The sequence below is a fragment of the Microbacterium sp. zg-Y818 genome (assembly GCF_030246905.1).
GTDB lineage: Bacteria > Actinomycetota > Actinomycetes > Actinomycetales > Microbacteriaceae > Microbacterium.
In genome coordinates this window covers 1,965,608-1,983,346 of the sequence record NZ_CP126741.1, presented here as the reverse complement: position 1 = coordinate 1,983,346, position 17,739 = coordinate 1,965,608, and the positions used below count along the sequence as shown (strand labels likewise).

Genomic DNA, 17,739 nt, shown 5'->3' with positions numbered 1-17,739 from the left:
TCATGACCTGACAACGATGATCCACCCGCAGGACGAGAGGAACGAGATGCACGAAGTGGTGCAGGAGTACGCGGCACAGCAGGTCGCGGTGGGCTTCAGCTGGACGGAGTGCCCGCGCTGGCACGATGGCGCGTTCTACTTCTCCGACATGTATGCCGCGCGCGTGATCCGCGTCGACACGGACGGCTCGTGGTCGGTCTACGCCGACTTCTCCGACCGCGTGGGTCTGGACGGAGCCCGCGTCGTGACGGTCGGCATCGACTTCCTCCCCGACGGCCGTCTCATCGCGAACTCCATGTTCGAGCGGGTCGTGCTGGTGTGGGACGGCCGGCAGGCAGAGGTGTACGCCGACCTCCGCCCGTTCGCACCCGGTCCCGTCAACGACATGGTCGTCGACGCCGACGGCCGCGCCTACGTCACGCAGCTGGGCTATGACATCTGGAAGGGCGAAACGCCGGTCCAGACCCCCCTCCTCCTCGTCGAAACCGACGGGTCGGTGCGGGAGCTGCGGGAGGCCGGTCCGCTCACGGCGGCCAACGGCATCACGATCAGCGCCGACGGACGCACCGTGGTCACCGCCGAGGCTCCCGAGAACCGGTTGATCGCCTTCGATCGCGCCTCCGACGGTACCCTCACGGCGCCGCGGGTCTTCGCTGAGCTCGACCTGCTGCCCGATGGCATCTGCTTCGACGCCGACGGCGCGGTGTGGGTGGCGCAGCCCGGAGGCGGCGCGGTGATCCGCGTGGTCGAGGGTGGCGAGATCACCGCGCGCGTGCCGGTCGACCCCGAGCGCGGCGGCCGCACCACGGCGTGCGGCCTCGGTGGCGAGGGCCGGCGCACCCTCTACGTCTGCTGCGGCTTCGAGGTGTGGGACTTCGACGCGTCGGTGCGCGGCGCGCAGGGGTCGATCTGGGTCGCAGAGGTGCCCGTCGGGGCAGGCCAGGCGCGCCCGTGACCGAGCGCTCCGGCCCGCTTGCGGGCATCCGTGTGATCGAACTCGCCGCGCAGGGCCCGCTGCCGCTCGCGGCGACGCTCCTCGCGGACAACGGGGCCGAGGTGATCCGCGTCGACCGCCCCGGTGGTCCGCGGCGGGCCGACGCGGCATCCGACGTCTTCGGTCGTTCGCGGCAGACGATCGTGCTCGATCTCAAGGATCCGCGCGGCGTCGACGCGCTGCGCGAACTCGTGGCGAACGCCGACGTGCTGCTCGAGGGGTTTCGACCCGGTGTGCTGGAGCGGATGGGGCTCGACCCCGCCGACCTCCTCGCCGCCCACCCGTCGCTCGTGGTCGGCCGGATGACCGGGTGGGGACAGGACGGGCCGCTGGCGCTCGCGGCCGGCCATGACATCAACTACCTCGGTCTCACCGGCCTGCTCGACGCCATCGGCGAACCGGGACGCGCGCCGGTGCCGCCGCTGAACCTCGTCGCCGACTACGGTGGGGGCGGGATGATGCTCGCGTTCGGCGTCGTGTGCGCGGTGCTGCGGTCTCGTGCGACCGCGGTCGGCGAGATCGTCGACGCGGCCATGATCGACGGCGCCGCCTTCCTCGGCTCGCTCTTCTACGGCCTCGCGGAACGCGGCGCGTGGGGCGACCGGGGCACGAACACGATCGACGGCGGCGCGCATTTCTACCGCGCCTACGAGACATCCGACGGCCGGTGGATGTCGGTCGGCGCGATCGAGCCCATCTTCTACGCTGCCCTCCTGGCGGTGCTCGGCATCGATCCCGACGGTGCCCCGCAACGCGACAGAACCCGCTGGCCCGAGCTGTCGGCGACCTTCGCCGCGCTGTTCGCGACGCGCACGCAGGCGCAGTGGGTCGAGGCGTTCGACGGCGTCGACGCGTGCGTGGCGCCGGTGAGAACGCTGAAAGACGCGGCGACCCACCCGCATCTGGCGGCCCGCGGGGTGCTCACCCGCGTGGACGGACACGTGCAGCCCGCGCCCGTTCCGCGGTACGCCAGCGGGGTGCTGGACGAGCCGGAAGCGGCGCGCCCGCCGGGTGCGGACACCCGAAGGGTGCTGTCCGGATTGGGGTTGAGCGACGAGCGCATCGATGAACTGGTCGCGGCGGGCGTCGCGGGCGACGCCCAGGAGGTGGGTGCGGATGTCTGATGCGATCGGACTGGCGGGTGCATCCGTCATCGTCACCGGCGCAGGTCGCGGCATAGGCCGCGCCGAAGCGAAGCTGCTGGCTGCGCGGGGGGCACGCGTGTGCGTGGTCGACCTCGGCGCCAGCGTCGACGGCTCATCGCAGACGGCCGAGGATCCGGCCGCCGAGACGGTCGCCGAGATCCTCGCGGCCGGCGGCGAGGCGTTCGCGGTGCGGGCATCGGTGTCTGACGCCGATGCGGTGGCGCGCATCGTCAGCGAGACCGTGAGCACGTTCGGCGGTATCGACGCGCTCGTGTGCAACGCCGGCAACTTCGCGGTGCACGACTTGCCGGACATCGACCGCACGACCGTGCAGCGGTTCCTCGACGTCCACCTGTTCGGTTCGCTGGAGCTGGCGCGCGCGGCGTGGCCGCACCTCGAGCGCAGTGCCGCCCCACGGATCGTCAACACCGTGTCGTCCGCGCTGTGGGGCGTGCCGGGCATGGTGCCATACGGCAGCGCCAAGGGCGCCGTGCTGGCACTCACGCACAACCTCGCCGTCGCGGGGGCTCCGCACGGAATCCTCGTCAATGCGATCGCTCCCGGCGCCGGCACACGCATGGTCGACGCGACCGGCGATGCGCTCCCGCCCGGTTTCGCGGAGACCATGAAGCAGACCATGCCGGCCGAGCTCGTCGCGCCGGTCGCGGCCTTCCTCGCCTCGCGCGACTGCACGTTCACGGGAGAAGTGCTTTCGGCCTCGGGCGGCGCAGTGGCGCGCCTGGTGACGGTGCGCACCCCCGGCATCCGTGATCCGCATCTCACGCCAGAGAGCGTCCGCGACCGCATCGACGCCATCCTCGACCTCGACGGCGCGAAGCTGCACGAGACCGGGGCGCGCGTGCCGACCGGCGCCGGACGCGTGCTGGCGGACGGCGGGTCGCGATGACCGCCGAACGCCCGCTGGATGCGGCACACGTCGACGACGCGCTCAGACTGACCGTGGCACTGCGCGACCTGGCCGACACGGCGGTGCGCTCTCGCCCCGGTGCCCACACGGCCGCCGCGGCGGAGCAGATCGAGGCGGTCGTCGCCCAGTTGGAGCAGCACACGGTCGACGACGTGCTGCCGTGGTCGTACGCGCTGGATCCCATGCAGAAGCAGCTGCTGGTCCGTCTCAGCGGCGGCGACCCCGCCAGCAGCGCCGGACGAGCGTGGTCGAGCTTCAATCCGATCGCGCCGCCCGTCGACATGGTGATGGACGGTGAGGAACATGTGGGCCGTGTCTCGCTGGGGGCAGCCTTCACGGGCCCGCCCGGACGCGTGCACGGCGGAACCGTCGCCACTGTGCTGGATCATGCCATGGGAGCGCTGCTGTTCCACCTGGGCCGGCCGTCCTTCACGGCGCGTCTCGAGATCGACTACCTCGCGGCCGCGCCCCTCGGTGCTCCGCTCGACCTCCGCGCGAACGTCGAGCGCGTCGACGGCCGCAAGTCATACGTGCGGGCGACGGTCTCGATCGACGGCGCGGTGGCTGCTCGCGCCACCGGGCTCTTCCTCACGATGGCGCGGTGACGAGATGACCGGCGATGACACGCGCCTGGCGGCGACCGTCGTGATGACGCGCCCCGGGCCGACCGGCCCCGAGGTGTTGATGCTGCGGCGATCGGCCGGGTCGCCCGCGTTCCCTGGCATGTGGGTGTTCCCTGGAGGCACGGTGTCGGAGGCCGACCGCGCGAGCGACGGCGACGCGCTGCGCGCGGCAGCGGTCCGCGAGGTCGAGGAGGAGTGCGGGCTCGTGCTCGCGGCGGACGACCTCGAGCCGCTTTCGGAGTGGCTTCCGCCAGAGCAGGCCCGCGCGCGGTTCCGCACGAGCTTCTACCGGGCGGCGTACGTCGCGGGCGAGGTGCGCACCGATGACTTCGAGGTCGTCGAGCACGCGTGGATCACCGCCGCGGGAGCGCTCGCACGACATGCCGAGGGCGCGTGGGACTTCGGGCCCCCGACCTGGGTGACCCTCGCCGCCATGGCGACCGAAGACTCCCACCCCGCTCGCGAGTTCCACTCCCACGTCGTGGGCAGCGAGCCCACCATACTGGCGTGGGCGGGCGACGAACGGCATCCCGACCGTCCGGGACCCGCGGGGGCACGGCACCGCATCACGCTGGGACCGCGTCCGTGGGTGTACCTGCGCTGCAACGCGCACGAACCGGCCGCGCCGGAACCGAAGGAGGCAGCCGCATGACGGCGACCATCACCACGCTCGACGAGTTCGAGCGCGAGTTCCGGGACGGCCTCGGTGTGCCGCTCACGCCCCGGGCATGGCGGACGGTCACGCCGGAGTGGGTGCAGCGCTTCTCCGACGGCGTCGGGGACTACAACCCGCTGTACCGCGACGAGGAGTACGCGGACACGGCGCGCTTCCACCAGCTCGTGGCTTCGCCGGCCTTCATCTTCTCGATCAACTTCGGCGCCATGGCATCGATCTGGGGTCACCTCGCCCCCGGGTCCGTGCCGATGAACGCGCTCACGATCCTCTACGGCGGAGCCCGCATCCAGTGGCACCGCCCGATCTGGGTCGGCGACCGCGTGCGCGCGATCGAGACGCCCGAGGCGATCACGCGCAAATCGCTGCGGCAGATCCCCGAGGCGCTGGTGTGCACTGGCCGCACGGAGTACTTCAACCACCGCGGCGAGAAGATCGCGACCCTGCACAACGACATGCTCCGCTTCCCGAACCAGGGCCGCGGCGTCGAGGCGGCACCGCGCGATCTCGGCGAGCAGATCGCGCCCGACCCGCTGGTGTGGTCGCGCGAGCGCCGCGGCTCCGCGCCGCTTTACGGCGCCGAGGTGGCGGTCGGCGACGAACTCCCCGAGCTGGCGAAGGGCACCTTCACGCGCACCGAGCTCTACCTGTTCGCGCACGGGGCACTCAGCACGAAACGTGCGGCGAAGGTCGCGCCGGGCGCGGTGGATGTCGGCGCCGGCGGCCGCGCCGACCCCGAGTACGCCCGCAGGGAACGTGCGCAGGAGGGCAGCTTCGACTTCGGCCCGCAGCGCTTCTGCTGGATGATCCAGCTCGTGACGGACTGGATGGGCGACCACGGCACCCTCGAATCGTTCACGGCGCGGCTGCACCGCCCGAACATCGTGGGCGACACCAACCGGGTGCGGGGGCGGGTCACCGGCATCCGTCGGGAGGGCGACACCTTTGTCGCCGAGGTCGCCGTCGAAGTCCTCAATCAGAGCGACGCCACGACGACGGCGGGAACCGCGACCGTGCGGCTGCCCTCCGATGGTGCGGGCCTGGACCACGAGATCTTGTTCACGAAGGACGTCGCCTCGAACACCGGAATGTACGGCTGACCCCGGCCGTCCCGCAGACGCAAGACCACATGTAGCCGCGCGGCGTCGCCGCCGCGCGATCCAGGAAGGAACCCCCATGCAGCTCAAGCCCGGACTCAAGCTCGCGAGCGCCGTCTCACCCGCACAGTTCGTCGTGATCCGCGGCGCCGGAGAGATCGCACTCACCCACGGCGGTGTCGCCGTCGGGACCGAAGCACCGGCCGAGGTCGCCGCCGACGGGCTTGCCGGCGAGGTGCTCGTCGGCAAGCGGTACTCGGACGAATCCGGAGACCTGGAACTCCTGTGCGTGAAGCCCGGCGCAGGTGTGCTCGCCGCCGACGGCGTGGAACTCACCGTCAAGGCAGCCAAGGCGCTCCCCGCGTCGGACTGACGCGCGGGAGGACGAAGAAGCGGGCCTGCCATCCGGCAGGCCCGCTTCTTCGTCCTCCCGGCGGATGCCGGGCCGCGCTCAGTCGGACGAGAGCTGGCTCGCGACGGCGCGCTCCGCCTTGCGGGCGGCCATCACCAGGCGGTCCGCGGCGTCGGCGAGGTGCGAGCGCGCGTAGTCGACCGTCATGCCCGACAGCGAAAGCGAGAGGCGCACCGAGCCGTCGGGGCCGAGCACCGGCACGCTCACATTGCGAGGGTCGATACCGTCGGGACCGACCGGCAGCGTCCCGTGCGAGTTCGCGGCGATCATCCGCTGCACCGCATCACCGGCCGGCTCCGGACGCACGGAAACGGCCCAACCTCGCTCAGCGGCAGTGTCGAGCACGGTCTCGGCCGCACCCCGCTGGGCGTCGGGCACACCCTGCAGCCACTGCCGCCGCCGCTCCGCGGTGCCCCACACGGCGAACGGGAGGGCGAACGGCGGACGGAACGGCACCCGGTCGCCGGCGCGGACCGCGGCGCGGTCGCTGAAGGGCGACCACGTGGTCGCGACGAGGACGAGCTTTCCGTCGATCTCGGCCGTGGCGCTCGCCTCGACGCCCAGTTCGGACGCGACGGCCTGCATCTCGTCGCGCACCGCGTTGACGAGCCTCACCTGGTGCTGGTCGTGGAAGTTCTCGGCGACGAGGGGACCGGAGCTGAACTTCCCGTAGCCGCCGCGGAAGAACACGAGAGGAAGCGCGGGGGTCCCCATGCGGAGATCGACGACGTCGCCGAGCACGATGTAGTGATCACCCGCGTCGAGCACATCGCGTACCGTGCACTCGATCCACGCGAGCGCCCCGTCGAGTGCGGGGGCACCGGTCACCCCCTCCGTCCATGGCAGGCCGGCGAACTTGTCGTCGCCGCGTGCGGACATCGCGCGACAGACGTTCTCCTGCTCGGACGTCAGGACGTTCACGCAGAACGTGCCCGCCGCCTCGATCTGTGGCCACGAACTCGAGGTCTTCGTCGGAAGGAACCCCACGATGGGGGGATCCATCGAGACCGACGTGAAGGAGCCCACGGCCATACCGACGGGCTTGCCCTCGGCCGTGCGGGCCGTGACAGCGGTGACACCGGTGGGGTACTGGCCCAGTACCTGACGGAAGACGTTCTTGCTATCGGACATTTCGTGTCTCCTTCGTGGGGCGTCTCAGAACAGGCCCGACAGTGCGCCACCGTCGACGTACAGGTTGGTCGCCGTCACGTACTCTCCCTCGTCGCTGAGGAGGTAGGTCACCATCTTCGCGACGTCGGCACCCGTGGGCAGGCGGCGACGCAGCACCTTGCGGGGGACATGGGTGCGCTCGGTGGACTCGCCGTCGTTGCGCATCGTGGTGGCCATCATGCCGGGGCCGACGTTGTTGACGCGGATGTTGTGTTCGGCGAGGTCGGCGGCGAGACCGAACACCATCTGCCGCAGGGCGCCCTTCGTCCCGCCGTACGGGACGTGGCCGAGCACGCCGCGCTCGGCATTGGTTGAGGTGATCGTGACGATCGCGCCGCCCTCGCCCTGCTCGGCCATGACGCGTGCGGCCGCCTGGATGAGGAAGAAGGCGCCCTTGAGGTTGATGGTGTGGATGCGATCCCAGTGCTCCTCGGTCACGTCGAGCGTGTTGGCCGAGCCGCTGACGCCGGTCGAGTTCACGAGCGCGTCGATGCCGCCGAGTGCTGTCTTCGCGGCGTCGATGCCCGCATCGATGGAGGCGAGGTCGCCCACGTCGATGGGCACGGCGTGCGCCTCGCCTCCGGCGGCGACGATGGCGTCGACCGTCTCCTGCGCGTACTTCTCCGAGATGTCGGCGACCACCACGCGCGCGCCCTGTGCGGCGCAGGCGAGCGCGATGGGGGCGCCGATGGCGCCGCCACCGCCGGCGACGACGACTCGCAGCCCTTGGAGGCGTTGGCTGTGCAGGATGTCGGTCATGCGTGCTTCTTTCTCTCTGCGATCGGGGGTCAGAGCATCGCCACGGCGTTGCCGGTCGAACCGACCCCGCCCGGGATGTTCAGGGGAACGGCCATGAACAAGAACGACGCCCTGTTCTGGGCGTGCAGCGCGACGGCGAGGGCGTCGAAGTCGAAGAGCTCGCCGAACGGCATGCCTAGCAGCGCCAGTGCGCGGCGGTGGAGGGTTCCCGATCCGCGACGGCCCGGGGCCGCCTCCACGCCGGGGTTGTCTGCGGCGACGGCGGCGAAGCCGCTGTCCCACAGCAGCTGTGCCATGTCGCTCGACCCCGACAGACCCGGCCACGTGAAGCGGCCCGCGACGGCCTCGCGTTCGGCGGCATCGGCACCGTGGTAGTACTGCATCCATCCGGTCCGCACGCACAGGATGTCGCCGGCGCGCAGCGGCTCTCCCGTCGCGTCGATCGCGGCTTGCAGTTCATCGGCCTCGATCGGGTCGATCGGCTTGGAGGGATCGTCGGTGAGGGCGGCGAGGGTGCGCTCGGAGACGTCGACGAGCACGCCGCGACCGATGATGCCCGACGCCCAGTGCTGGATTCCGAGCGTGTCGCGGTCGGTTTCGAAGTCGATCTGGACGCCGCCGAACCAGCCGTGACCGGGGATGACGAGGTGGCGGAAGCCGTCCCACTGCGTGGATGCCTGCGGGAAGAGATCGTCGATACGGTCGTCTATGAAGTTCCGCTGGCTCGGCCCGCTGAAGGTGTGCCGGTAGGGGCGGCGTCCGAACAGCGTCGGGTAGGGCTCGTCCAGGGGGAGGTCGAGGTTGATCGTCTCGCCCGTGCGCACCGTGGCCACGGCGTCGCGGCGGACGTCGGGGGTGATGCGGTTCAGGGTTCCGAGCGGATCGCCGGCGCCCCAGTGCTCCCATGCATGCCGCTCGTCGCGGTCGGCGGCCAGCAGCGGCAGGTCGGCGTATCTCGCGTCTGAAAGGTTCCCCATCGAATCCATCCTCTTCTCGTCTCAGCAAACGTCTTTCTTGATTAAATGTCAAGTATCAAAAATCGGTTTTCGGGTGTCCGCGCCGGTTTCGTCGTCATCGTCATCCCCGACGTCGGCGCCGGTGGGCGCGCGGAACGGGCCGGTTGCGTCGAGGGCGGATCCGGGGATGAGGGGCTCGGGAAGCGGGTGCCGCGCCGGCGGTGTCGCCGGCGACGGTGTCACCGGTGGCAGCTCCGGACGCGGGCCCCAGCGCAGCCACGCCGCACCGGCGATCGTCGCGGCGCCGGCGGCGACGGCACCGACGGCGACCGACCAATGCCCGCCCCATGTGTCGGCGACGATGCCCAGTGTCGGAGATCCGACCGTCGAGCTGCCCATCAGGACCGCCATGTACGCGGCGAGCACGCGCCCGCGCACCAGCACGTGCGTGGTCGACTGCACGTAGCCGTTGGCGGTGGCCAGCGCCAGGATCACGGCGAAGCCGGCGAACACCACGGAGACCGTGTACCAGCGGATGTCGGGAGCGACCGCGCCGCCGATCGCCGCGACGGTGAGGAGGGCGAACGAGCCGACCATGATGCCAAGCCTCGCCCGCTTCGCCTGGGCGGCGTACAGCGCGCCGGCCAGCGAACCGATCGCGACAAGGGAGTTGACGATGCCGAAGTCCGCGGCATCCCCGCCGAAGGTCTCGACCATGATCGACGACGTCAGCGGGATGTTGATCGCGAAGGCGCCGACGACGAACATGCTCGCGCAGATGAAGATGAGATCCGGGCGTTTGGCGAGGTACCGCACGCCGCCCCACACCCGCGGCGGTCGCGGACGCGTGGCGCGTGGCACCAGTTCCCGAGGGCTGATCAGCAGGAGCGCGATGACGAGTGCGAGGTACGTCGCCCCGTTCGCGACGAAGGCCCACCCCGCGCCGACGGCCACCAGGAGCGCCCCCGCCACCGCCGGGCCGGCGAGGCGCCCGAGATTGTAGGAGGCCGAGTTCAGCGCGATCGCGTTGGCCACGTCGTCCTGGCGCACCAGATCCGTGACGAACGTCTGTCGTGCGGGGATGTCGCACGCGTTGAGGATGCCGAACGCCAGGCACAGCACGAACATCAGTTGCAGCGTCATCGCGCCGGCAAGGGTGATCGCGCCCATCCCCGCCACGAGGACCAGCATGAGCAGATTGACCACGAGGATGAGGCGTCGCCGGTCGAAGCGATCGGGCAGCCAGCCCGTCAGGGGGAGCAGCAGCAGCGGCGGGGCGAACTGCAGGCCGAGCGCGACACCGACGGCGGTGGCATCGCCGTCGGTGAGTTCGGTGAGGATGAACCAGTTCATCGCCGTCGACTGCACCCAGGTGCCGGCATTCGACACGATGCCCGAGAGGAACCAAATGCGGTAATTGCGAGCACGCAGCGACCGGAACATCGTGCTCACCGCGTCGTCCCCGCGTCCTCGCGGTACCGGTACCCGCCCCCCGTGGCCTGTTGGAAGTCCTTCGACCCGTGGAGCGCGGTCTGCGCCGCGCGCTCATGCGCGATGGCCGCCGCGAATCGTTCGCGCAGGGGCGCCCGCATGGTCTCCCGAATCGCGGCGAGGGCTTCGCGGGGCTGTGCGGCGAGTTCCGCGGCGAGGGTGTGCGCGGCGGCGGTGATCTCCTCCAGCGGTGCGACCCGGTCCACGAGACCCCACTGATGGGCCTCGTCCATGCCGACGCGGGCACCGAGAGAGAGCAGTTCGGTGGCGCGCTGCGGCCCGACGAGCCAGGGGAGGGTGGCGGTGAGGCCGAAGCCGTGATGGATGCCGATCCGCACGAATTTCGGCCAGAGGTAGGACGTGTCGGCGGCGACGCGGTAGTCGGCGCACAGGGCCAGTCCCATGCCCACCCCGATGCTGCCGCCGGTCAGTTCGGCGATCCACGGGGTCCTCAGTTCCAGCAGCCCTGGCGCGACGGCGTAGATCGCCTCGGCGCTGTCCTCGGGGTCGCGTGCGGTGGCCCAATCCCGCCCTGCACAAAAGTGCTTGCCCTCGCTGCGCACGATGATCGCGCCGCAGTGCGGGTCGGCGTCCAGTTCGCGAAGGGCGGCGAGGAGGTCCCTCAGCACGAAGACCGTCACGTAGCTCTCCGGTCCGTGGAGAACCTCGACGACACCGACGCCATCTTCGTCGGGATGCGAAATGCGCACATTCGTCTGCGTTGACACTGGCCCTCCTCATCGACGCGATCAGTCTACTGATTTTTGATATGCTCGCGACCGCACGACCCATACGTCATGCCGCCGGTGCTGGCGGCTCGAAGGAGAGCACATGTCGATCGGCGGTTCCAGTGCCTTGGTCACCGGGGGTGCGAGCGGTCTCGGTCTCGCCACGGCGCAGCGCCTCGCAGCGGCCGGGGTGAGGGTCGTCATCGTCGACCTGCCGTCGTCGCCGGGCGAGGCGGTCGCGCAAGAGCTCGGGGGAGTGTTCGCACCCGCCGACGTCACCGACCCCGCTGCGGTCGCCATCGCGATGGAGGCGGCTGCGGCCCACGGTCCGCTGCGCGTGGTCGTCAACTGCGCGGGCATCGCCCCGCCCGTGAAGGTGCTCGACCGGCAGGGCCAGCCGTCACCGCTCGCGGATTTCGCGAAGACCGTCCAGATCAACCTCGTCGGCACCTACAACGTGCTCTCGCAGGCTGCGGCGGCGATGGCCGCCACCGACCCCGAAGCCGACGGGAGCCGTGGCGTCATCGTCAACACTGCGTCCGTGGCCGCCTTCGACGGGCAGATCGGCCAGCCCGCGTACGCCGCGTCGAAGGGCGGCGTGCACGCGATGACCCTGCCGATCGCGCGCGAGCTCGCTCGCTACGGCATCCGTGTGTGCACGATCGCGCCGGGCATCATGGAGACGCCGATGCTCGCCGGACTCCCGCAGGCGGCGCAGGACTCGCTCGGTCAGCAGGTGCCCTACCCCCCTCGGCTCGGCCGGCCGGCGGAGTACGCGGCGCTGGTGATGTCGATCGTGGAGAACGGCTACCTCAACGGTGAGACGATCCGCCTGGACGGCGCCATCCGGATGGCGCCGAAGTGACCGGACGCTTCGGGTGCACGCGAAGCGTCCGGTCAGGCCTCCCGCATCCGGATGATGAGCTTGCCCACAGCGCTGCGATCGTCGAGGCTGGCGATCGCCGCGGGCGCGTCGGCGAGCGCATGAACGGTCGCCGACGGCGGGCGGAATGTCCCCGCGCCGACCGCGTCGCCCAGCGACTCCCACTGGTCGCGCGGCGAGATGGCGCCGGTCGCCATGAGCCCGCCCCACGCGACGCCGATGACCGCAGTGTTCGTCAGCAGCAGCCGGTTCACCTTGACCTCAGGGATGCTGCGTCCGGTGAATCCGAGCACGAGCAGACGCCCGTTGGTGGCGAGGCAGCGCAGGGAGTCGGTGAAACGGTCTCCGCCGACGGGATCCGCCACGATATCGACGCCCCGACCGTCGGTGAGCTCACGGACCGTCTGAAGGAACCCCTCGGGGACGATCGTCTCGTCGGCGCCGGCGGCGCGCGCCACGGCGGCCTTCTCCGCTGAGGAGACGACCGCGATCACCCGGGCCGATGCGAGCTTCGCCCGCTGCACGAGCGCGGTGCCGAGGCCGCCGGCCGCACCGTGCACGAGGACGCACTCCCCGGCCAGGAGGCCGCCCCGATGAGTCAGGGCGAAGTCCGCGGTGAGCACGTTCATCGGCAACGCCGCGGCATCCTCGAACGAGAGCTCATCGGGAAGCGGCAGCACTTGCCTGCTGCCGACGAGTGCGTACTCCGCGAATGCACCGGAAGGTCCGATCGCCGCGACGCGCTGGCCGGGCACCACGCCGGCGTCCGGTCCTGCGGCGACGACCACGCCCGCGAACTCGCAGCCCACGGTGAACGGCAGCGGGATCCGCAGTTGGTAGTCCCCGCGGGTCTGGAGGACGTCCGGGAAGGTCACACCGGCGTAGTGCACCTCGATGAGGGCCTGATCGGCGGCGGGTGCGGGGACGGGAACCTCCGTCACCTGCAGTCCCGCAGGTCCGGTGTTGTCGACGTTGCGGACGGCCTGCATCAGGCGAGGTAGTGGCATTCGTTCATTCTCGTCGCACGACCGTGCACAGTCGGTCACACTCGCTCGGCGAACGCCCGCATGCGCTTGAGGTACCAGGGCACACGCCGCGCGGGGACAGCCCGCGGCCAGTCGTCTGCCCGGAACCAGGCGTCGGACCCGCCGTCGACGAAGACGATGCTGCCGCAGAGGAAGTCCGCAGCGTCCGAGAGCATGAAGACCACCCAATCGGCGAGCTGGCCGGCGGCGCCGAAGCCGCCGATCGGCACGGGGAACGCGCGGATGGCCTTCGCCTCGGCGGGTGTCGCCAGCTGCTTCTCGAGGAGCGGCGTGAGGATCGCGCCGGGCGCGAGAGCGTTGAGGCGGATGCCGGCCCCGGCCCAGCGGGCGGTCACGGCCTGGCGGCGCACCCAGCGGCTCACCGCGATCTTGGAGGCGCCGTAGGCCATCGCCGGGGCGTTCTTCCCGAAGATCCGGGTGGCTTTGACGGCCTTCTCCGGTGAGCCGGCGAGCATCGCCCGGATCGCGCGCCCGGGAACCGCCGGCGTCGTGGTGGTCGCGTTGGAGGAGAAGACCACGACCTTGGCGCGATCAGCCTTCGCCAGCGCGTCGTGCCAGCCGTCGAGCAGTTCGACGACGCCGAAGTAGTTCACCTCCACGATCAGTCGCGGACGTTCGGCGCCGGGAGCGGGGCCCAGACCCGCCGCCAGGACGGCGCCGTCGAGCGTGCCGCCCGACGCGGCCAAGACCCCGTCGACGGCCGCCTTGCGGCCCTGCGGAGTCGAGAGATCCGCCACGATGTCGGCCGACTTGATGTCGACGCCGATGACGGTGTGCCCCTGCGATCGCAGCTTCTCGGCGACCTCGGCGCCCATGCCCGATGCTGAACCGGTGACCGCGTAAACGCCCATCGCGACGCCTCCCATCTGTCGACGGCCGTCGACGCCTGTTTATTGACACGTTATGCCAAAAATGGTCGACTAGGCCACATGTCCGAGGAGATCGCCGACGAAGCGAGCTTCCGCGGCCGAGGGAGGCCGAGCGTGATCGACGCAGAGCGCATCGCCGAGGCCGCGATCGCCCTGTGGCGCGAGCGCGGCTTCCGGACGACCGGGTGGAAGGACATCGCCGAGGTCACCGGTGTCAGCGTCCGCACCCTGATGCGCCACTTCGGCAGTCGCGCCGAGATCCCGTGGACGGGGGTGGATGCCGCGGCCCAACGCCTCGCCATTAGCCTCGCGGCGATGCCGGACGATGTGCCCACCGGCGAAGCCCTCCGGCGCGCCATCGTCGACTCGGTTACGCACTCCGAGCAGGTCTTCCGGGTGGCACCCGACTGGTTGGCCGTCGTCGCGAACGAGCCGGATCTGATGGTCGCCGCTCCCCGTGCCTACGCGCCCTGGACCGTGGCGATCGCCGTGTTCATCGCCCACCGCCACCCCGAGGCGCCTCCCGCGACCTGCCGGGCGCTCGCGACGGCCTTCCAGTCCGCCACCTTCGCCGCGCTCGGCGCTTGGGTCGAAGAAGGCGCACGCGAAGACCCCGATCGTGCCGTCGACCGCGTGCTCGGCTGGCTCGACGTCTCCATCCCCACCGCCGCAGACGGCGGACATCCCGAGCCCGGCCCCGTCGGTGAAGACGGTGTCGACACCCGAACACAGGAGAACAAGCCATGACCCAGAACATCCCCGACCCGCTTGCACCGGCGCAGCTCGGTCCGATCACGCTGCGCAACCGCGTCATCAAGTCCGCGACCTTCGAGGGCGTGACACCCGGCGCGCTGGTGACGGACCGTCTCATCGACTTCCACGTGAAGGTCGGCGAGGGCGGCGTCGGCATGACGACCGTCGCCTACCTGGCCGTCGCACCCGAGGGACGCACGGAGTTCGGTCAGGTCTATTGGCGACCCGAGGCGCTCGCGGGCCTGCGTGAACTCACCGACGCGGTGCACGCGACCGGCGCGAAGGTGTCGGCCCAGATCGGCCACGCCGGCCCCGTCGCGAACTCCCGCTCCACCGGCCTGCCGTCGCTCGCGCCGTCGAGGCGCCCGAACGCGCTGGCCATGGGGATCGACCGCAAGGCGACTTCGGACGACATCCGGCGCATCGTGAGGCAGCACGCGGAGGCCACGCGCTATGCGATCGACGTGGGGTTCGACGCGGTCGAGGTGCACGTCGGGCACAACTACCTGGCGAGCTCGTTCCTCAGCCCGAACATCAACAAGCGCAAGGACGAGTGGGGCGGGTCGCTCGAGAACCGGGCACGCTTCCCCCGCATGATCCTCGAGGCGGTGCGGGAGGCCGCAGACGGTCAGATCGCGGTCCTGGCCAAGACCAACATGGCAGACGGGGTGCGCGGTGGCCTGTGGCTGGACGAATCCCTCGCATTCGCCCGCCTCGTCGAGGCGGACGGCCACCTCGACGCGCTCGAACTCACCGGAGGTTCGTCGCTGCTGAACCCGATGTACCTCTTCCGCGGCGACATCCCGGCCGCGGAGATGGCGGCGACGCAGAAGCCGATCATCAAGTTCGGCATGAAGATGTTCGGGTGGGCGGTGTTCCAGAAGTACCCCTACGAGCCGATGTACTTCCTCGACTACGCGCGGCAGTTCCGTGAGGCGGTCTCGATGCCGCTGGTGCTGCTCGGCGGCATCACGGACCTCGACGCGATGCGGTCGGCGATGCGCGACGGATTCGAGTACGTCGCGATGGCTCGGGCGCTGCTGCGCGAGCCCGATCTCATCCGGCGCCTGGAGCGCGACGCAGGCGCCCGCTCGGCCTGCATCCACTGCAACCTGTGCGCAGCGAGCATCTTCACCGGCACGCGGTGCCCTCTCGTGGCGGGTGCGGCCCCGGTCACGCGTTGACATCGCGACGCCCGCGTCGCGATCACGCCGCACGCCGCGGGCGTCGGATGCCGGTGGCAGACTGACCGCATGCTGCTCGCCGAGCTGGTCGACACCGCGGATGCCGTGACGTCCACGCGATCGCGGCGGGCGAAAGTCGATGCGCTGGCCGCGCTGCTGCAGCGCCTGGACCCGGACGACCTCGCCCCGGCGCTGGGCCTGCTGCTGGGCAAGCCGCGCCAGGGACGCATCGGTGTCGGGTGGCGTGGTCTCGCCGCCATCGTGGGTGAGCCGGCGGGGGAGCCCACGCTGACGATCGCCGACGTCGACAGGGCGCTCGACGCGCTGGCGTCGGCATCCGGTCAGGGCTCGGCCACACGTCGCTCGTCGACGCTCACCGGAATGCTCGGCCGTGCCACCGCACGGGAACAGGACTTCCTCCGCAGAGCCATGGTCGGGGAGATGCGCACCGGCGCACTCGAGGGAGTGATCACCGACGCGATCGCCGAGGCTGCGGAGCGGCCCATCGCCACGGTGCGGCGCGCGGCCATGCTCTCCGGCGACCTCGGCGAGACCGCACGCATCGCGCTGCACGGCACCGAGGCCGATCTGGCGGAAACGGGCCTGGTCGTCGGACGTGCCGTGCTGCCGATGCTCGCCAGCACTGCTGCCACGGCCGCGGAGGCGCTGGCGACCGTGGGCGAGGCATCGGTGGAGTACAAGCTCGACGGTGCACGCATCCAGGTGCACCGCAGGGGCGACGACGTGCGCATCTTCACCCGCAACCTCGCCGACATCACCCAGCGCCTCCCCGAGATCGTCGACATCGTGCGGGCGATGCCGGTGCGCGACGTGGTGCTCGACGGCGAGACCCTCGCGCTCGATGAGAACGAGGCCCCGCGACCGTTCCAGGAGACGATGGCGCGGTTCGGTGCCGAGGCGGCGCGCGAACTCGTGCTGCATCCGTGGTTCTTCGACGTGCTGCACCTGGACGGTCGGGATCTGATCGATGAGCCGCTTCGCACCCGTATGGCCGCACTCGCCCGGATCGCGCCGGACCATCGCGTCCGCGGCGAGGTCACGGCCGTTCCCGAGGTAGCCGAACGGGTGAGCCGCGATGCCCTCGCCGCCGGCCACGAGGGCGTCGTCGTCAAGGCGATCGACTCGACCTATGCAGCCGGCCGCCGCGGGGCGAGCTGGATCAAGGTCAAGCCCGTCCACACCTTTGACCTCGTGGTGCTGGCCGTCGAGGCGGGGTCGGGCCGCCGCGCGGGCATGCTCTCGAACATCCACCTCGGCGCCCTCGACCCCGTCGGCGAGTTCGGCGAGCCCGGCGGATTCGTCATGGTCGGCAAGACCTTCAAAGGGCTGACGGATGCCACGCTGCGCTGGCAGACCGCGCACTTCCCGACGATCGCCACCCACCGCACGCCCGGCACCCACCGCACGCCCGGCACGCTGTGGCTGAAGCCGGTCACGGTCGTGGAGATCGCGATCGACGGCGTGCAGCGGTCGCCGCGGTATCCCGGGGGCATCGCGCTGCGGTTTGCGCGCGTGAAGGCGTACCGCGACGACAAGCGGGCAGAGGATGCCGACACGATCCAGACGCTGCGCGGACTGCTGCGGTAGTCGGCCAGGGTGCGGGCGGGCAGTCGCGGAGGTCAGTCGCGGAACGGCAGCTGCTGCAGCGTCCAGGTGTTGCCATCCGGGTCATCGAAGGTCACGAACCGTCCCCACGCCTGCTCGTCGACACCCTGGGCCTCGACCCCCGCAGTGCGCAGCTGGGCCAGCGCGGCATCGGCATCCGGCACGACGACCTGAATGGAGTCCTGGCTGCCCGGTCGCATCCGGGAGCCCAGCCCGGTGCCGAACGCGATCGAGCACGCCGACCCGGGCGGGGTCAGCTGCACGAACCGCAGACCCTCGTACGGGACCTGGTCGTGATCGGCGGTGAAGCCGATCCTCGTGTAGAACTCCTTCGCGCGGTCGACGTCCGTCACCGGAACGAAAATGAGCTCGATCTTCCAGTCCATGGCGTTTCCTCAGCCT

Annotated in this window: 19 protein-coding genes; 11 read left to right on the top strand and 8 right to left on the bottom strand. The window is 70.8% G+C overall.

Annotated features, from left to right (window positions below; genetic code table 11):
- Positions 1-16 precede the first annotated feature (16 nt).
- The 7 genes from QNO21_RS09250 (at position 17) to QNO21_RS09220 (ending at position 5,833) form a co-directional block, all read left to right on the top strand.
- The gene (locus QNO21_RS09250) at positions 17-955 is read left to right on the top strand and encodes an SMP-30/gluconolactonase/LRE family protein (protein ID WP_257517671.1); all 939 of its coding nucleotides are present in this window, start codon (positions 17-19) and stop codon (positions 953-955) included.
- Positions 952-2,118 (top strand): CaiB/BaiF CoA transferase family protein, encoded by a 1,167-nt coding sequence (locus tag QNO21_RS09245; RefSeq protein WP_257517670.1) that lies wholly within the window; start codon positions 952-954, stop codon positions 2,116-2,118. The genes QNO21_RS09250 and QNO21_RS09245 overlap by 4 nt, the downstream gene beginning before the upstream one ends.
- Positions 2,111-3,046 (top strand): SDR family NAD(P)-dependent oxidoreductase, encoded by a 936-nt coding sequence (locus tag QNO21_RS09240; RefSeq protein ID WP_257517669.1) that lies wholly within the window; start codon positions 2,111-2,113, stop codon positions 3,044-3,046. The genes QNO21_RS09245 and QNO21_RS09240 overlap by 8 nt, the downstream gene beginning before the upstream one ends.
- Positions 3,043-3,672 carry a PaaI family thioesterase gene (locus tag QNO21_RS09235; RefSeq protein WP_257517668.1) on the top strand — a complete coding sequence of 210 codons (630 nt, stop codon included), beginning with the start codon at positions 3,043-3,045 and terminating at the stop codon, positions 3,670-3,672. The genes QNO21_RS09240 and QNO21_RS09235 overlap by 4 nt, the downstream gene beginning before the upstream one ends.
- A gap of 4 nt (positions 3,673-3,676) precedes the next feature.
- Positions 3,677-4,342 (top strand): NUDIX hydrolase, encoded by a 666-nt coding sequence (locus QNO21_RS09230; RefSeq protein WP_257517667.1) that lies wholly within the window; start codon positions 3,677-3,679, stop codon positions 4,340-4,342.
- The gene (locus tag QNO21_RS09225) at positions 4,339-5,463 is read left to right on the top strand and encodes an FAS1-like dehydratase domain-containing protein (protein WP_257517666.1); all 1,125 of its coding nucleotides are present in this window, start codon (positions 4,339-4,341) and stop codon (positions 5,461-5,463) included. The genes QNO21_RS09230 and QNO21_RS09225 overlap by 4 nt, the downstream gene beginning before the upstream one ends.
- A gap of 76 nt (positions 5,464-5,539) precedes the next feature.
- Positions 5,540-5,833: a hypothetical protein gene (locus tag QNO21_RS09220; protein WP_257517665.1), complete on the top strand. Its 294-nt coding sequence runs from the start codon at positions 5,540-5,542 to the stop codon at positions 5,831-5,833.
- 78 nt (positions 5,834-5,911) lie between these two features.
- Here the strand turns inward: QNO21_RS09220 and QNO21_RS09215 are convergent, their stop codons facing one another.
- The 5 genes from QNO21_RS09215 to QNO21_RS09195 are packed head-to-tail and all read right to left on the bottom strand — an operon-like array spanning position 5,912 to position 10,976.
- Positions 5,912-7,003, bottom strand: a complete 1,092-nt coding sequence (locus tag QNO21_RS09215) for a flavin reductase family protein (protein WP_257517664.1) — start codon at positions 7,001-7,003, stop codon at positions 5,912-5,914.
- Positions 7,004-7,027: 24 nt separating this feature from the next.
- The gene (locus QNO21_RS09210) at positions 7,028-7,801 is read right to left on the bottom strand and encodes an SDR family NAD(P)-dependent oxidoreductase (protein WP_257517663.1); all 774 of its coding nucleotides are present in this window, start codon (positions 7,799-7,801) and stop codon (positions 7,028-7,030) included.
- Positions 7,802-7,830: 29 nt separating this feature from the next.
- On the bottom strand, positions 7,831-8,778 hold the full coding sequence (locus tag QNO21_RS09205) for a cyclase family protein (protein ID WP_257517662.1): 948 nt from the start codon (positions 8,776-8,778) through the stop codon (positions 7,831-7,833).
- A 48-nt stretch (positions 8,779-8,826) separates the two neighbouring features.
- Positions 8,827-10,200 (bottom strand): MFS transporter, encoded by a 1,374-nt coding sequence (locus QNO21_RS09200; protein ID WP_257518369.1) that lies wholly within the window; start codon positions 10,198-10,200, stop codon positions 8,827-8,829.
- A 5-nt stretch (positions 10,201-10,205) separates the two neighbouring features.
- Positions 10,206-10,976 (bottom strand): enoyl-CoA hydratase/isomerase family protein, encoded by a 771-nt coding sequence (locus QNO21_RS09195; protein ID WP_257517661.1) that lies wholly within the window; start codon positions 10,974-10,976, stop codon positions 10,206-10,208.
- A 103-nt stretch (positions 10,977-11,079) separates the two neighbouring features.
- Here QNO21_RS09195 and QNO21_RS09190 point away from each other — a divergent pair, with 103 nt between their 5' ends.
- The gene (locus QNO21_RS09190) at positions 11,080-11,841 is read left to right on the top strand and encodes an SDR family NAD(P)-dependent oxidoreductase (RefSeq protein ID WP_257517660.1); all 762 of its coding nucleotides are present in this window, start codon (positions 11,080-11,082) and stop codon (positions 11,839-11,841) included.
- 32 nt (positions 11,842-11,873) lie between these two features.
- Here the strand turns inward: QNO21_RS09190 and QNO21_RS09185 are convergent, their stop codons facing one another.
- Both QNO21_RS09185 and QNO21_RS09180 read right to left on the bottom strand, forming a co-directional pair.
- Positions 11,874-12,866: an NADPH:quinone oxidoreductase family protein gene (locus QNO21_RS09185; RefSeq protein WP_257517659.1), complete on the bottom strand. Its 993-nt coding sequence runs from the start codon at positions 12,864-12,866 to the stop codon at positions 11,874-11,876.
- A 35-nt stretch (positions 12,867-12,901) separates the two neighbouring features.
- A complete protein-coding gene (locus QNO21_RS09180; protein ID WP_257517658.1) occupies positions 12,902-13,756 on the bottom strand; it encodes an SDR family oxidoreductase in 855 nt (284 codons plus the stop codon).
- A 78-nt stretch (positions 13,757-13,834) separates the two neighbouring features.
- Here QNO21_RS09180 and QNO21_RS09175 point away from each other — a divergent pair, with 78 nt between their 5' ends.
- The 3 genes from QNO21_RS09175 to QNO21_RS09165 all read left to right on the top strand — a co-directional run bounded on the left by QNO21_RS09175 (position 13,835) and on the right by QNO21_RS09165 (position 17,319).
- Positions 13,835-14,521, top strand: a complete 687-nt coding sequence (locus tag QNO21_RS09175) for a TetR family transcriptional regulator (RefSeq protein WP_257517657.1) — start codon at positions 13,835-13,837, stop codon at positions 14,519-14,521.
- Positions 14,518-15,711: an NADH:flavin oxidoreductase gene (locus QNO21_RS09170; RefSeq protein ID WP_257517656.1), complete on the top strand. Its 1,194-nt coding sequence runs from the start codon at positions 14,518-14,520 to the stop codon at positions 15,709-15,711. The genes QNO21_RS09175 and QNO21_RS09170 overlap by 4 nt, the downstream gene beginning before the upstream one ends.
- A 69-nt stretch (positions 15,712-15,780) precedes the next feature.
- A complete protein-coding gene (locus QNO21_RS09165) occupies positions 15,781-17,319 on the top strand; it encodes an ATP-dependent DNA ligase (protein WP_257517655.1) in 1,539 nt (512 codons plus the stop codon).
- Positions 17,320-17,351: 32 nt separating this feature from the next.
- Here QNO21_RS09165 and QNO21_RS09160 read toward each other — a convergent pair whose 3' ends face one another.
- Entirely contained in the window at positions 17,352-17,723 is a 372-nt protein-coding gene (locus QNO21_RS09160; protein WP_257517654.1) for a VOC family protein, read from the bottom strand.
- Positions 17,724-17,739: the final 16 nt, after the last annotated feature.

Coding starts and splice junctions, on each gene's coding strand:
- QNO21_RS09250 (WP_257517671.1), top strand. CDS start 17: ATGATCCACCCGCAGGACGAGAGGAACGAGATGCACGAAGTGGTGCAG.
- QNO21_RS09240 (WP_257517669.1), top strand. CDS start 2,111: ATGTCTGATGCGATCGGACTGGCGGGTGCATCCGTCATCGTCACCGGC.
- QNO21_RS09235 (WP_257517668.1), top strand. CDS start 3,043: ATGACCGCCGAACGCCCGCTGGATGCGGCACACGTCGACGACGCGCTC.
- QNO21_RS09230 (WP_257517667.1), top strand. CDS start 3,677: ATGACCGGCGATGACACGCGCCTGGCGGCGACCGTCGTGATGACGCGC.
- QNO21_RS09225 (WP_257517666.1), top strand. CDS start 4,339: ATGACGGCGACCATCACCACGCTCGACGAGTTCGAGCGCGAGTTCCGG.
- QNO21_RS09220 (WP_257517665.1), top strand. CDS start 5,540: ATGCAGCTCAAGCCCGGACTCAAGCTCGCGAGCGCCGTCTCACCCGCA.
- QNO21_RS09215 (WP_257517664.1), bottom strand. CDS start 7,003: ATGTCCGATAGCAAGAACGTCTTCCGTCAGGTACTGGGCCAGTACCCC.
- QNO21_RS09210 (WP_257517663.1), bottom strand. CDS start 7,801: ATGACCGACATCCTGCACAGCCAACGCCTCCAAGGGCTGCGAGTCGTC.
- QNO21_RS09205 (WP_257517662.1), bottom strand. CDS start 8,778: ATGGGGAACCTTTCAGACGCGAGATACGCCGACCTGCCGCTGCTGGCC.
- QNO21_RS09200 (WP_257518369.1), bottom strand. CDS start 10,200: ATGTTCCGGTCGCTGCGTGCTCGCAATTACCGCATTTGGTTCCTCTCG.
- QNO21_RS09190 (WP_257517660.1), top strand. CDS start 11,080: ATGTCGATCGGCGGTTCCAGTGCCTTGGTCACCGGGGGTGCGAGCGGT.
- QNO21_RS09185 (WP_257517659.1), bottom strand. CDS start 12,866: ATGCCACTACCTCGCCTGATGCAGGCCGTCCGCAACGTCGACAACACC.
- QNO21_RS09180 (WP_257517658.1), bottom strand. CDS start 13,756: ATGGGCGTTTACGCGGTCACCGGTTCAGCATCGGGCATGGGCGCCGAG.
- QNO21_RS09175 (WP_257517657.1), top strand. CDS start 13,835: ATGTCCGAGGAGATCGCCGACGAAGCGAGCTTCCGCGGCCGAGGGAGG.
- QNO21_RS09170 (WP_257517656.1), top strand. CDS start 14,518: ATGACCCAGAACATCCCCGACCCGCTTGCACCGGCGCAGCTCGGTCCG.
- QNO21_RS09165 (WP_257517655.1), top strand. CDS start 15,781: ATGCTGCTCGCCGAGCTGGTCGACACCGCGGATGCCGTGACGTCCACG.
- QNO21_RS09160 (WP_257517654.1), bottom strand. CDS start 17,723: ATGGACTGGAAGATCGAGCTCATTTTCGTTCCGGTGACGGACGTCGAC.